This is a genomic window from Streptomyces sp. NPDC031064, from assembly GCF_055570965.1.
In genome coordinates this window covers 33797-46867 of record NZ_JBVIGF010000006.1, presented here as the reverse complement: position 1 = coordinate 46867, position 13071 = coordinate 33797, and the positions used below count along the sequence as shown (strand labels likewise).

Annotated in this window: 15 protein-coding genes; 7 read left to right on the top strand and 8 right to left on the bottom strand. The window is 72.3% G+C overall.

What is annotated here, in order from left to right; all coding sequences use genetic code 11:
- Positions 1 to 38: 38 nt before the first annotated feature.
- From ACZ46W_RS21945 to ACZ46W_RS21935, 3 genes are all read right to left on the bottom strand, one after another.
- The gene (locus ACZ46W_RS21945) at positions 39 to 695 is read right to left on the bottom strand and encodes a maleylpyruvate isomerase N-terminal domain-containing protein (protein ID WP_468339968.1); all 657 of its coding nucleotides are present in this window, start codon (positions 693 to 695) and stop codon (positions 39 to 41) included.
- Between the two features lie 69 nt (positions 696 to 764).
- The gene (gene aspA / locus ACZ46W_RS21940) at positions 765 to 2201 is read right to left on the bottom strand and encodes an aspartate ammonia-lyase (protein ID WP_468339966.1); all 1437 of its coding nucleotides are present in this window, start codon (positions 2199 to 2201) and stop codon (positions 765 to 767) included.
- Between the two features lie 177 nt (positions 2202 to 2378).
- Positions 2379 to 3383, bottom strand: coding sequence for an asparaginase (locus ACZ46W_RS21935; protein WP_468339964.1), 1005 nt, complete (start codon positions 3381 to 3383; stop codon positions 2379 to 2381).
- 143 nt (positions 3384 to 3526) lie between these two features.
- On the opposite strand from ACZ46W_RS21935, the gene ACZ46W_RS21930 reads away from it, so the two are divergent.
- The gene (locus ACZ46W_RS21930; RefSeq protein WP_468339962.1) at positions 3527 to 3982 is read left to right on the top strand and encodes an Lrp/AsnC family transcriptional regulator; all 456 of its coding nucleotides are present in this window, start codon (positions 3527 to 3529) and stop codon (positions 3980 to 3982) included.
- A 111-nt stretch (positions 3983 to 4093) separates the two neighbouring features.
- Positions 4094 to 4480, top strand: a complete 387-nt coding sequence (locus ACZ46W_RS21925) for a hypothetical protein (protein ID WP_468339960.1) — start codon at positions 4094 to 4096, stop codon at positions 4478 to 4480.
- Here the strand turns inward: ACZ46W_RS21925 and ACZ46W_RS21920 are convergent.
- Together ACZ46W_RS21920 and ACZ46W_RS21915 are read right to left on the bottom strand one after the other, a co-directional pair.
- The gene (locus ACZ46W_RS21920; protein ID WP_468339958.1) at positions 4437 to 5252 is read right to left on the bottom strand and encodes a DUF817 domain-containing protein; all 816 of its coding nucleotides are present in this window, start codon (positions 5250 to 5252) and stop codon (positions 4437 to 4439) included. The two genes, ACZ46W_RS21925 and ACZ46W_RS21920, sit on opposite strands and share 44 nt — an antisense overlap.
- 118 nt (positions 5253 to 5370) lie before the next feature.
- On the bottom strand, positions 5371 to 5952 hold the full coding sequence (locus tag ACZ46W_RS21915) for a YdeI/OmpD-associated family protein (RefSeq protein WP_468339956.1): 582 nt from the start codon (positions 5950 to 5952) through the stop codon (positions 5371 to 5373).
- A gap of 315 nt (positions 5953 to 6267) precedes the next feature.
- On the opposite strand from ACZ46W_RS21915, the gene ACZ46W_RS21910 reads away from it, so the two are divergent.
- On the top strand, positions 6268 to 7752 hold the full coding sequence (locus ACZ46W_RS21910) for an MFS transporter (protein WP_468339954.1): 1485 nt from the start codon (positions 6268 to 6270) through the stop codon (positions 7750 to 7752).
- 15 nt (positions 7753 to 7767) lie between these two features.
- Here the strand turns inward: ACZ46W_RS21910 and ACZ46W_RS21905 are convergent, their stop codons facing one another.
- A complete protein-coding gene (locus tag ACZ46W_RS21905; protein WP_468339952.1) occupies positions 7768 to 8385 on the bottom strand; it encodes a LysE family translocator in 618 nt (205 codons plus the stop codon).
- A gap of 112 nt (positions 8386 to 8497) precedes the next feature.
- Here ACZ46W_RS21905 and ACZ46W_RS21900 point away from each other — a divergent pair, with 112 nt between their 5' ends.
- The 4 genes from ACZ46W_RS21900 to ACZ46W_RS21885 all read left to right on the top strand — a co-directional run bounded on the left by ACZ46W_RS21900 (position 8498) and on the right by ACZ46W_RS21885 (position 11170).
- Positions 8498 to 8950, top strand: a complete 453-nt coding sequence (locus tag ACZ46W_RS21900) for an Lrp/AsnC family transcriptional regulator (RefSeq protein ID WP_366131876.1) — start codon at positions 8498 to 8500, stop codon at positions 8948 to 8950.
- A 66-nt stretch (positions 8951 to 9016) separates the two neighbouring features.
- Entirely contained in the window at positions 9017 to 10189 is a 1173-nt protein-coding gene (locus ACZ46W_RS21895) for a carboxylate-amine ligase (RefSeq protein ID WP_468339949.1), read from the top strand.
- 49 nt (positions 10190 to 10238) lie between these two features.
- Positions 10239 to 10598, top strand: coding sequence for a phage holin family protein (locus tag ACZ46W_RS21890; RefSeq protein ID WP_468339947.1), 360 nt, complete (start codon positions 10239 to 10241; stop codon positions 10596 to 10598).
- Positions 10599 to 10729: 131 nt separating this feature from the next.
- Entirely contained in the window at positions 10730 to 11170 is a 441-nt protein-coding gene (locus ACZ46W_RS21885; RefSeq protein WP_468339945.1) for a hypothetical protein, read from the top strand.
- Between the two features lie 88 nt (positions 11171 to 11258).
- Here ACZ46W_RS21885 and ACZ46W_RS21880 read toward each other — a convergent pair whose 3' ends face one another.
- Both ACZ46W_RS21880 and ACZ46W_RS21875 read right to left on the bottom strand, forming a co-directional pair.
- Entirely contained in the window at positions 11259 to 12167 is a 909-nt protein-coding gene (locus tag ACZ46W_RS21880; protein WP_468339943.1) for a DUF2199 domain-containing protein, read from the bottom strand.
- 46 nt (positions 12168 to 12213) lie between these two features.
- Positions 12214 to 13071, bottom strand: coding sequence for an arylamine N-acetyltransferase family protein (locus tag ACZ46W_RS21875; protein WP_468339941.1), 858 nt, complete (start codon positions 13069 to 13071; stop codon positions 12214 to 12216).

Below are 13071 nucleotides of genomic sequence, written 5' to 3'. Positions count from 1 at the left end.
CACGCACAAGCCGGACCGGAGCAGCAGCCCGGGCCGGATCACCCGAGGACGAGCGGGAGCTTCGCGGCCGGCTCGCCGAGCTGAGCCTTCTCGGCGTCCGTGGGAGCACGCCGTCCGGTACCGACCAGCAGCGCGTCCGTGTCGGAGAACGACGCGGGGAACGCCGTACCGGCGATCCGCTCCAGCATCTCGCGGGACCGGGCGAGCCCCTCCGCCGGCGGTTCCGCCGCGTCCGGGAGGTGCGCGGTCAGGTCGAGGTGGTGCAGCGTCCACTCCAGGACGTACGCGGCAAGGTAGTCGTCCGCGGTGAGAACCTGGTCCCGCGTGGCCACCCGCAGGTCGGGATCGGCGAGTTCGGCGGCGCGGCCGGCGGCGGAGCCGACGTCGTCCAGGTGGAACTTGAGCAGCCAGGGCTCCTCGTACGCGGCGGCCAGCCGGACGATCAGCGCGTCGAGCGGGTCGTCACCGGTGGGCGGCGTTTCGGCGACCTCCCAGTAGGTCACCGCGTCGCGGGTCGGCTCCTTGTCGGTCGGGGTCGCGAGGGTGATCAGGACGTCCTGGGCGTCGATGACCAGATGGCACACGAGATCCCGCACCAGCCACCCGGTGCAGCCCGACGGCCGTGCGAAGTCCTCGTCCGAGAGTTCGGCGACCGCCGCGCGCAACGCCGTCCAGGAGCGGGAGAAGAGAGCCACACCGGCACGGTAGTGCGGTGCCGCAACGGCGAACAAGCACATATGAAAACGTGCACAGGGGGCGACGGGTCAGCGGCTGTGGGGTCGGGCGACGTTGTCCGGGTGGAGGATCTCGCGGAGCTGGTCCTCGGTCAGCAGGCCGCGCTCCAGGACCAGTTCTTGGACGCTGCGGTTGGAGGCCAGGGCCTCCTGGGCGACGGAGGTGGCCTGCTCGTAGCCGATGTGGGGGTTGAGGGCGGTCACCAGGCCGATGGAGTGGGCGACGAGGTGCGCGAGGTGGTCGCGGTTGGCGGTGATGCCGGTGACGCAGCGCTCGGCGAGGGTCAGGCAGCCCGCCCTCAGGTGGGTGAGGCTCTTCAGCAGGCTGTGTGCGATGAGCGGCTCGAAGGCGTTGAGCTGGAGCTGGCCCGCCTCGGCCGCCATGGTCACCGCCATGTCGTTGCCGATGACCTCGAACGCGATCTGGTTGACCACCTCGGGGATCACCGGGTTGACCTTGCCGGGCATGATGCTCGAACCGGCCTGGACGGGCGGCAGGTTGATCTCCCCGAAGCCGGCGCGCGGCCCGCAGGACAGCAGACGCAGGTCGTTGCAGGTCTTGGAGAGCTTGACGGCGATCCGCTTGAGAACGCCCGAGAGCTGGACGAACGCGCCGGCGTCCTGGGTGGCTTCGACGAGGTCGTCGGCGACGGTCAGCGGCAGGCCGGTGATCTCCCGGAGGTGGCGGGACGCGAGCGCCGCGTACTGGGGGTGGGCGTTGAGGCCGGTGCCGATGGCGGTGCCACCGAGGTTGATCTCGCGGATCAGCGCGCACGCCTCGGCGAGCCGCTTGCGGTCCTCCTCCAGCATGATCGCGTACGTGGCGAACTCCTGGCCGAGCGTCATCGGCACGGCGTCCTGGAGCTGGGTGCGTCCCATCTTCAGGACGTCGGCGAACTCCTCCGCCTTGGCGGCGAACGCGTCCCGCAGCACCTCCATGGCGGCGAGCAGCCGCTGGGCGGTGAAGTCCAGGGCGATCTTGACGGCCGTCGGGTAGACGTCGTTGGTGCTCTGCCCGGCGTTGACGTCCTCCAGCGGGTGCAGCCGCCCGTAGTCGCCCCGGGCGTGGCCGAGCAGCTCCAGGGCGCGGTTGGCGACGACCTCGTTGGCGTTCATGTTGGTCGAGGTGCCGGCGCCGCCCTGGATGACGTCGACGACGAAGGCGTCGTGCAGCTTCCCCGTGCGGATCTCCTCGCAGGCGGCGATGATCGCGTCCGCCTTGTAGGGCTCCAGCAGGCCGAGGTCGCGGTTGGCGAGGGCGGCGGCCTGCTTGACGCAGGCGAGGGCGGTGACGAGCTCGGGGTAGGCGCTGATGGGTGTGCCGGTGATGGGGAAGTTCTCGACGGCGCGCAGCGTGTGGACGCCGTAGTACGCGTCGGCGGGCACGTCACGGTCCCCGAGCAGGTCGTGCTCGACGCGGAACGCGGGTGCGGGGACGGCGGACGCGGAGGCGGAGGCGGAGGGCAAGGGAGAGGAGGATGTGACGGGCGGGGTGGCCATGGTGGCGGTGCGGCTTCCTGTCGGCAGGGTGTGCGGAGTGGGACGGTGCCCAAAGAGCGGCGGCGGCAGCGGCGGCGGCAGCGGTGGGAGCCCCGTCGCGCGGCGTGTGCGTGGGGTGGGGGAGGGGGTGGGAGGGGGAGGGGATCAGACCCGGGCCGGTTCGGCGGGGACGGGCTCGGCCAGGGCGTGGCGCAGGATCCGTACGCGCTCGGCGGCGTCGGTGGTCGCGAGCGCGGCGGCCAGGACGGCGATGCGGGCCTGGCCGGCGCGCAGGGTGCCGGTGGGTACGGCGCCCGCGGCGACGAGGTCGACGCCACCGCCGTGGGTGTAGATCTGGGAGACGGGCCCCGAGTGGACCCGCGTGGTCAGGGCGACGAGGACGCCGCGCGCGGTGGCGTCGGCGACGGCGGAGGCGACCTCGGGGGTGGCGTTGCCGGCGCCGGTGGCGATCAGGACGACGCCCTGCGCACCGGCCTCGACGGCGGCGTTGAGCAGGAGCGGGTCGCCGTCGGAGTGGTGCATCACCATGTCGACGCGGGGCCGGGCCTCCGGCATGGCGGGCAGGGGGAGCGCGGCCGGTCGCGGCGGGCGGCGCGCCACGGTGACCTTGCCGAACCCGATGTCACCGATCCGCGCGCCGGACGGGTCGGCGAAGGCGTCGGCGTCGAGGGTGTGCGTCTTGACCGTGCCGCGGGCGGCGTACACCTTGCCGTCGAAGGCGATCAGCACGCCTAGGTCGCGGACGCGGGCGGCGGTGAGCAGCGCGTCGTGGAGGTTGCGCGGCCCGTCGCCGTCCTCGGCGTCCAGCGGCAACTGCGCGCCGGTGAACACGACCGGGCGCGGGTCGTCGTGGTACAGGTCGACGAGGAACGCCGACTCCTCCAGGGTGTCCGTGCCGTGCGTGACGACGACGCCGTCCACGCCCGGGTCGGCGAGCACCTCGTGCACGGTGCGCAGCAGGGTGAGCTGGTGCGCGGTGGTGAGGCGCGGGCTGTTCACGCTGAACAGGTCGACGACCTCGATGGTGATTCCCGCGGGTACGGCGGCGGTCGCCATGACCTCCTGGCCGTGCGCATCGGCGGCGAAGCCGGAACCCTGCCAGCGGCTGGCTATCGTCCCGCCGGTGCTGATGACGACGATCCGTCCCACAGTGTCCTGCCCTCTTCTCACCGCGCTCGCTGCGGCCTCGGCGACCGAACGAAATGTTCGAGCGCAATGATAGGTGAGTCGTCGCGCAATCGGATTGCCTCTTTGCCTGCACATTCGGCTCGGTCGTGGTGGATAATTGCGTCATGGATGAGATCGATCGCGCCATCTTGCGTGAGCTTCAGAGCGATGGCCGGCTCAGCAACCAGGAGCTGGCGGCGCGCGTGGGCCTGACTCCCTCGCCCTGTATGCGGCGCGTGCGGCAGTTGGAGCAGGACGGGATCATTCAGGGCTACCGCGCGGTGATCGACCCCGACGCGGTGGACCGGGGCTTCGAAGTGCTGGTGTCCATCGAGGTACGGCGCGACCGGGACGTGATCGAGGCGTTCGAAGCGGCGTTGCTGGACATTCCGGACGTCATCGAGGCGTACCGGCTCTTCGGCAGCCCCGGCTGCCTGCTGCGCATCGCCGTGGCGGACCTGGCGGCGTACGAGCGGCTGTGGATCGAGAAGCTGACCACCCTGACCGGCGTCACGGAGGTCAACTCCCAGATCATCATGAAGCGCGTGAAGGAACCACGCGGCCTGCCCGTCGACGGCTGACGCCGGGACGGAGCCGGACACGCGTCCTTCCCCCCCTGGCGCGGCCCGCCATCGCCCGCGCCGCCTCAGGGGGCCGCGAGCCATGGCTCGACGGCCGGTTACGCTCACGCCATGGGATACGCATTCGAGTTCGAACAGCCCGCCCCTGGCGGCTCCTTCGCCCTGAGCAACGGGCAGATGAGCTTGGTCCGGGAAGCCATGCGGGAGGCCGGTGCCGCGGCCGGGCAGGGCCTGGAGCCGGCGTTGCGCACACCGGGACTGGAGCCCACTGGGGAAACGGTCGATATGGAGAAGTTCCTGTCGAACTCGAACTGGCACGTCAGCGCCGGTGAGGCGGGCTTCATCGCGACCCGCTTGCGCTCGGCCATGAGCAAGCACGTGATCGCCGACTTGTTGTCGTTCTATGACGACGCGCCCGCCGATGCCGGGCAGTGGGTCAGCGACTTCGCCGACTTCAATGACCGGTCGGTCGCCCACGGCGGCTACCGGGTGAGGTGAGGGCCGCCCGGGGTTCCGCCGCCTTGATCCGCTCCGTCAGGACGAACGTGACGCTGATGAGCAGGGCCCAGGCGCCGAACTTGGTGAGCGCCACCGGCTGCCACCCGTCGAGCTGGTGCGGGTAGCTCCAGGCACCGACGTAGGTGGCGGCGTTCTCGGCGACCCACAGGAAGAAGCCGATCAGCACGAAGGAAACCGCCAACGGCATGCGGTAACGGCACCGGCCGACGGTGAACCCGACCCACGCCCCGGCCGTCACGCCCACCATCGCCGCGGCCAGCGGCCAACGCAGGTCGGGCAGCCAGTGGTGGGTGAAGAAGTTGACGTACACCGCCGCGGCCACGACCGCCGTCGCGGCCGCGCGGTAGCCGGTGACTCGCAGCTCGAACAGATGCCAGGCCCGGCAGACGTAACCGGCCACAGCCGCGTACATGAAACCCCCGTACAGCGGCACCCCCGCGACCTTCGTCACCGCGTCCTCCGGGTAGCTCCAGGACCCTAGGCGCACCTTGACGAGCTCGAACAGCAGCCCCACGACATGGCACGCCGCGATCACCAGTGTGTCCCGCCGGCTCTCCCACCCGAGCAGACGCGCGGTCACCGTCAGCAGCAGCCCGTAGACGAACACCAGGTCGTACCGTGCGACGGGCAGCTCCGGCAACACCCGCGACACCGCGATCCCGCCGAGGAGCGCCGCCGCGAACGTGCAGCACCGAACCTGGAGGAGCCCGAACCTGATGAGCTGCGCCATGCCGCCGAGGAATGTGTGCATGCCGGGGAGGACGCCGCAGGTCACGGAGTGGTTCGCCGTGCCGCCTCCCGTCGTCGTCGCCGACGGCGTCCGGCACCGCTGCCGTTGCGTTCCCCACCCACGGCTGCGCGACCGGCGCCTACGTGGCTGAGGTGCCTGGCGTGCGCAGCGAATCCAGGGCCTTGTCGAGACGGGCTCGCCGGGTCTCCGGCGTGGTGGCCTGGAGCAGCGGCAGGATCAGCAGGTACCGGCCCGTCCGGTCGAGCTTCTCGAAGGCGCGCGCGGCGTCGGGGTCCGCCTCCAGTGCCGCCGCGAGGTCGGGCGGAACGGTGGCCGTGCGCTGCGACTCGTACGCGGCCGCCCACCGCCCGTCCGCCTGGGCCTTGCGTACCTCCGCCAATCCGGGTTCGCGCATCCGGCCGGCGGCGGTCAGCGCTTCGACCTTCTCGACGTTCACCTGCGACCACAGGCTGCGGGGCCGGCGGGGCACGTACTTCTGGAGGTAGTGCTGCGCGTCGTAGGACCGCCGCTGACCGGAGATCCATCCGTAGCAGAGACCGATGTCGACCAGCTCGTCGGAGGTGACCGAGGGGATACCGGAATTCTTCTTGGCCACCTTGATCCACACGCCCTCATGGCGGGTGTGGTGCTCGGCGAGCCAGCTCTCGAACGCCTCGCCGTCCGCACAGGTGATGATCTCCACCCCGTCGATTTCATCCATGCGCGTCAGGTTATCGCCACAACACTGACGGTCGGTCATCGGCTTATTGACGAACCGTCAGGAGTGGCGCGCCGCCAATCGCAAGTGCCGTTCCCGTCGTCCGCGCCGACATCGATGCCGACCGCGACGAGCTCCGGTGTACGGCGCGTTCACCGCCGTAGGCCCCGGAGACCGGGACTGAGACCGGGACCGAGGCCGAGGCCGAGGCCGAGACCGGGGCGGAGACCGGACCGGGACCGAGGCTGAGACCGCATCGCCCGAGTCGTGGTGCGAAAACGCGTTGGTGATCTTCGCCCGCCCTCCTACGCTCGCCCCATGCCCGGAGCCGGTCGAGCACAGCCACTGGACCCCGGCGCCGCACGGCGCCGCTTCGCCACCGTCACGTTCCTGTTCTGGCTGCCCGTCGGCCTCTACATACCCTCGCAGGTCCTGCTCCTGACCGAGCGGGGCATGGCCCTCGCGGTCGTCGCCGGGCTCTTCGCCGTCTACTCGGTGACGGTTTCCGCCATGGAGTTGCCGACCGGTGGCCTGTCCGACGTCGTCGGCCGCCGTACCGTCCTGGCCGCCGCGGGTCTGCTCAACCTGTGCGCCCTCACCGTGATGGCGCTCGGCACCACCGTCGGGGCGCTCACCGTCGCCATGGTGCTGATGGGCACCGGCCGCGCCCTGTCCAGCGGCCCCGCCGAAGCCTGGTACGTCGACACCGTCCAGACCCATTCCGGCGCCGGAGCCGAACTGCGCACCGGCCTGGCCCGTGGCGGCACCGCCTCCGCCGCCGCGCTCGCCGCCGGAACGCTCGTCGGCGGCACCCTGCCGCTCCTCCTCGGCCTCGGCCCCGACCCGGGCGCGGAACTGGTCCGCGTCACCGGCGGACTCGTGCTGCCGCTCTCGGTACCCGGGCTCCTCGGCGCGGCGGTCGGCGCCGGCTACGTCGTGTACGTGCTGTGCGCGCTGCCGGAGCCGCCACGGGCGCCGGCCACCCTGCGCGGGGTGCTGCGCGGCGTCCCCGCCACGATGGCGGACGGGCTGCGTCTGGGGGTACGGGAGCCCCTGGTCCGCCGGGTACTGCTGTCCGCCGCCGCGGCCGGCGCGGCACTCGCCACCATCGAGCTCCTCACCCCCGGGCGGGCGGCCCGGCTGACCGGCACGCCGGAGTCGGGAGCGGTGCTGTACGCCGCCGTCGCCTGCGTGGGCTTCGTGTGCACTGCGCTCGGCAGCCACTGCGCGCCGCTCGCCCCCCGGCTGACGGGCAGCAGCGAGAAGGCGGCGCTGGCAGGCCTCGCCGTGAGCACGACCGGACTGGTCCTGCTGGGCGTGACGGCCGGCTGGACAGGCCCGGCTCCGGCGGCCCTGGCAGTGGGTGGCTACGCGCTCGTCCACCTCGGCCTGGGAGCCGCCGGCCCGAACGAGAACGACCTCCTCCACCGCCGCGTGACCGGCCCGGTGAGGGCCACCGCTCTGTCCGTGCAGTCCCTGGCGCTCCAGTTGGCGGGGGCGCTGGCCGGCCTGGTCGCCGGTGCCCTCCCGCCCGGCCCGCCGCCGTGGCTGGCCGGAGCGGCGGCTCTGCTGGCGGGCGCGCTGCTGTGGACCCGGCGTGCCGCGACGCCCCGTGCCGCGACGCCCCGTGCCGACAGCCCCCGTGACGCGACGCCCCATGACGCGACGCCCCATGCCGCCAGCCCCTGCGACGCGACGCCCCATGACACGACGCCCCGTGCCGCCAGCCCCCGCGACGCGGCTCCCCGTGACACGACTCCCCGTCACACGAGCCCCGCAGCGCACAGCCTCCGGGGCGGGTGAGGCGGGTCGGGTCCGTCAGCCGACCAGGCGCTGCACCAGCAGGAACCCGCCGATGATGATCATCATGGCGCCGGAGAAGCGGGTGACCGCCCGGGCCGCCGAGGGCCGGCTCTTCAGGACGGTACGGGCCAGGACGCCGACCGTGAGGTAGACGACGGCGCAGGCCGTCATGTGGAGCGTGCCGAGCAGCCCGGTCTGCGCCGCGACCGGCCAGCCGACCTCGGGATCGATGAACTGCGGGAACAGCGAGAAGTACAGCAGCAGCGCCTTCGGGTTCAGGCTGCTGATGCCGACCCCCTTGAGCATGACCTGCAACCTGGAGGAGCCCACGACCTCGTCCGACGCCGTCAAGGTGGCCGGCTGCCTGAGCACACCCCAGCCGAGCCAGACCAGGTAGCCGGCCCCGGCGACGGTCAGCGCGGTGAGGAGGGTCGCCGAGCTGGCCACGATCACCACCAGGCCCGCGACGGCGAGCAGGGTGTACCCCGCGTACCCGGCCACCAGCCCGGCGACCGCCGGGACGACCGACCGTTCCCGCAGGCCGGCCGAGATCGTATAGGCCCAGTCCGCGCCCGGGGTGAACACCAGCAGGAGATCCAGTGCCAGGAAAGCCGCCAGCGTCGTCGTGTCCATCGGGTCGCTACCTCTCACGTTCCGTATTGCGAGAGGAAGGCTAGGTCGGATCCGCCCGAAAGTGTTCCCTCATTTCCCCCGTGATCGCGCGTCCTGAGGGAGAATCTTCTCCATGGACGCCCTGGACCGGAAAATCCTTACCGAACTACAGATGGACGGCCGCCTCACGGTCACCGAGCTCGCCGCCCGCGTGCGGCTCAGCGTCTCGCCCTGCCACCGCCGCCTGCGCGACCTCGAACGCGAAGGCGCCATCCGCGGCTACCGCGCTGTCGTCGACCCGGCCGCCGTCGGCCTCACCTTCGAAGCCCTCGTCTTCGCCACCCTGCGGTGGGAGGACCCCGACACCGTCACCGCCTTCGAAGAGGCCGTCGCCGCCGTCCCGCACGTACTCCAGGCCCAGCGCCTCTTCGGCGAACCCGACTACCTCCTGCGCGTCGCCACCACCGACCTGGCCGCCTTCCAGCAGCTCTACGACCAGCAGCTCGCCCGCCTCCCAGGAGTCCAGCGCCTCACCTCCACCCTCGTCATGAAGCACGTCGTCGACGACCGCCCCCTACCCGAGTAGTCGTTGTCGGCGAATGGGCAGATATCGACCCTGGCAACGACCGCATCGCGTGACACACTCGTGGCTGTGGATCGCCTCGCTGTGACCAACGAGCCCGATGAGTCCGCCCGCCTCCGGGCGGCCCCGCTCCTGACCGTGGGTGTGGAAGAGGAGTTCCTCCTGGTCGATCCCGACTCCAGAACGCCGGCGCCCGTCGCGGAAGCGGTCATCGCCACAGCGTCGACGGAGCTGGGCGATCTCGTCGGCCCGGAACTGACGCGCTGTCAGATCGAGACCCGAACCGGTCCGCACACCTCCCTCGCGGAGCTCACCGAGCAACTCCACTTCGCCCGCCAGATCGCCGCCCAGGCGGCCAAGGCCCACAACGTGAGGCTGATGGCCAGCGGCGCCCCCGTGCTGGCTCCGCACGGCGCACCGCGCCTGATGCCGGGCGAGCGGTACGCCCGCAGCTCAGCCGCGTTCGGCGCACTCGACGACGAGGAAGTCGCCTGCGCCTGTCACGTCCACGTGGGGTTCGCCGACCGGGGGCAGGCCCTGGCGGTGAGCAATCGCCTCCGCGTCTGGTTACCCGTACTCACCGCCCTCGGCGCCAACTCACCCTTCTGGGCAGGCAGGGACACCGGCCACGCGAGCTGGCGCTGCGTCACCCGGCACCGGTGGCCCGTGAGCGGTCCGCCACCGCTGTTCACCTCCACCGAGCACTATGAACACCTGGTCGCCCGGCTGGTCGACACGGAAACCTGCCTGGACGCCGACGGGGTGTACTGGGACATCCGTCCCTCCCGCAAGCACCCGACCCTGGAGATCAGGATCGCCGACGTCGGGCTGACCGTCGACGACGCGGCCCTGCTGGCCGCGCTCGTCCGTGCCGCGGCCGCCACCGCCCTCGACGAGGTCGTGGCAGGCCGGCCCGCTCCCGACCCCGACCCCCAGCTCTTGCGTGCCGCCTGCTGGCGCGCGGCCAGGGACGGGCTCTCCGGCGCGGCGATCGACCTGACCCAGCGGTGCCTCGAACCCGCGACCGACCAGTTGCGGGCACTGATCCAGTGGGTCTCTCCCGCCCTGGTCCGTCACGGGGACGCCGCGCTGGTCGATGCGCACGTCGCCCGCCTGGAGGCGACGGGAACCGGCGCCGAACGACAGCGGGCCGCCTACGCCCGCCGACACCGCTTCGAGGACGTCGTCGACATGGTCGTCACGCGGACGCTGCTTCCCCCGGCATCCTCGCCGACCGGCTGACGGACTCCCGCGCGGGTATGCCGCTGCGCGCAGCGGGTAGCCGGGCCTCATGCAGTCGTCGGCCCAAGATGCTCACATCGAGGTACGTGAAGAGCTGGACCACGCGAGGGAAGCGGCGGCCCACGGCTTCTCGGAGGCCGGGCAGGCCGTCGCGGCGCTGGCAGCCGGTGGTGCGTGCGGCCTGCTCGCCCTGCTGTCGGCGCACACGACGCTGCTCCGTGCCCTGGAGCGCGTCTGGGAACCCCGGAAGGTCACCGGCGCGCTGACGCTCGCCTACGCCTCCGGAGCCTGCGCCCTCCTCCACCACGGCTCGAAGAGGCTGCGCGCCGCCCGCACCGAATCCCGTGACGCACTGCGAGCCTCATGGGAGGTCGTGCGGTACGTCGCCGACGAACTCAAGGACGGCTGACACAGGGTTCTGACGCACCCCCAGCGACGCCGAGGGCCGGGGGCCGGGGACGGGCGCGGACCGGTCCCGTGTTAGTAAGGAGCGGGCCGCGCATCGGCGGCCCATCCGTTCTCGCACTGGGGGAATGCCGCGTGTACGTCGAGAAACTGCCCTGGAAGTGGACCGTCTTCTGTGTCGCGGTCTACCTCGTCATGGTGGTCCGGCTCGGTGTGGACGCTCTGCCCGAGGACCTCGGAGTCTGGCTGCTGGTCTCGGCGGCGTTCCTGCTCGTGCTGCTCCCGTGCATCGCGGTGCCGCTGTCGAAGCGGATCTACCACCGGATCCGGATCGACCCGGCAGCGGGCGTCCTGCGCGTGGGCCGCGAGAAGATCGCGCTCGCCGACCTCGACCCGGAGTCCGTACGGTACGCGGCCCCGCACGGTCGGCCGCGCCTGGTCGGCGGCGGCTGGGGCGCCCCCATGGGCATGGACACCGTCACGGTCGTCACCCGGCGCGGAGAGGCCCTGCTCATCGCCACGCACGATTCCCGGTCGTTCCTGGACGCCCTGCTGAGGGCGATCCCGGCCCGCTGACCGACCCGCACCGAGTCAGCCGTACCCGCACGAAGCAACCGTACCCGCATGAATCGGCCGTACCCCGCGCCCCTGAGTCGTACCCGCCCTACCCGCCCTGCGCGGTGTGCTGGAGCGACCGCCACGTGTGCAGCGCCCAGGCGAGGTCGTCGGCCTCCTCGAACGTACAGAACGCCCCCACGGCCGTGCCGTCGGCGTGCGCGGCGAACCCGTACAACTCGTGGCGCTCCCGGCCGTGTTCCGCCGGGGTCAGCCAGAAGGCGTGCCGCTGCCCGTCCGGCAGCGGCTCGGTGAGGCGCTGCGCCTCCGGGGCGGCCGGAGCGCCGGCGAGGAGGGCGGCCAGGAAGTCGGAGGGGGCGCGGCCGGGCATGTCGTCCTCGAACACGTTGACCGCGATGCTGCGGGCGGGGCCCGCGAAATGGTCGGTGCCGTCGGCGAAACGGGCGGTCAGGCCGGCGGCGCGCTCGATCGACCACCGCTCGTCCAGACTCGTACGGACGGACAGCGGCAGCGGGTGCGCGAAGCGGCTGAGTACCTCGTCGCGGTCCCAGGTCTCCGTCACGACGCGGGCCGCGAGCGGGTGGTCCGACGCGGTGACGTACGGCAGTTCGTCCCCGTCGCGAACCTCGGCCGTGACGTGCGCGCCGAGCAGGGCGTCGCCCCACGGCCGTACCGCGTTGGCCAGCGCCCCGCGCAACGACAGCGCGGCGTACGCGGGGTCCTCCCACACGGCGTGGGCGCGGGCCAGCGTGGCGTCGTCGACCTCCAGCCAGGTACCGACGACCAGCTCGGTGCCGCCGCTCAGCCGGACCGGCAGGAGGACACGGAGGTAACAGCCGCCTCCGTCGACGCGCAGCGCCGAGGGTCCGGCGTCACGGCGGGCCTCCTCGGGGACGGCGAGGGCCGCGTCCGGCAGCCGGAAGCGCACGTCGACGCGCCGCTCGTCCGCGAGGGGCTCGCCGCAGCAGGAACAGGAGGTGTGATGCTGGGAAGTCACCGGCACAGCCTAGGCCGCCCCGGTACCGCCGGCCGCCCCGGGGCGCTCAGCCGGGCTGCGGGCCGCGCGGGTGGAGGGGAACCGGGAGGCGGTCGAGGGTGATGCCGAAGTGGTCCCGGTAGGCGGCCAGGACCTCCGCGTCGGTGCCGAGGGTGCGCTCGGTACGCCCGCCGTCCCCGGTGGTGATGAGCGTGCGGTCGCGGAGCGTGACACGCCCGGCCGGGGTGAGGCGGGAGCAGACGGGACCGCGGGTGAAGGGCGAAGCAGGTGACGTCCGGTGCCACCAGGCGCCCGTGACGAAGTCGGCGAGGGCGCGGGGGCGCGGTGCGAGCCGGAGTCCGGGTCTTCCGTCCCTCAGGACGTCCAGGTCGCCAGAGCCGTCCTCTTCCTCCTCGTCGTCCTCATCATTCTCGTCGTTCGTGGCGTCCTGGATCCGGAACACCCCGGCCGGGTCCTTCTGGTCGTCGCGGTCGTCCAGGGCGAGCGGGTGGTGGGCGTGGTCGCCGAAGCCGACGTCCGCGAGCCAGCGGCTGCCGTCCTCGGCCTCCACCTGGAGGGCGAGGTGGTCGTACGGGATGCCGGGCGAGCCGTCGCTTCCGTACACGCGGCCCTCCAGGAGCCGGACCCGGTAGCCCAGCGTCCGCAGCAGCAGCGCGAAGGCGCCGTTCAGTTCGTAGCAGAAGCCGCCTCGTCGCCGGTCCAACAGCTTGCCGAGGATGGCCCCGGCGTCCAGCGGGACGTCCTCGCCGAGGTGGATCGACAGGTTCTCGAACGGCACCGCGTGCAGGTGCCGCACCTGGAGGTCGCGCAGGGCCTCGGCGGTGGGGGCAGCGGGTCGGCGCGCACCGATCCGGTCCAGGTACGCGGCGAGGCGGGCGGGCGTGAGCGGCTCCCAACTTTCCAT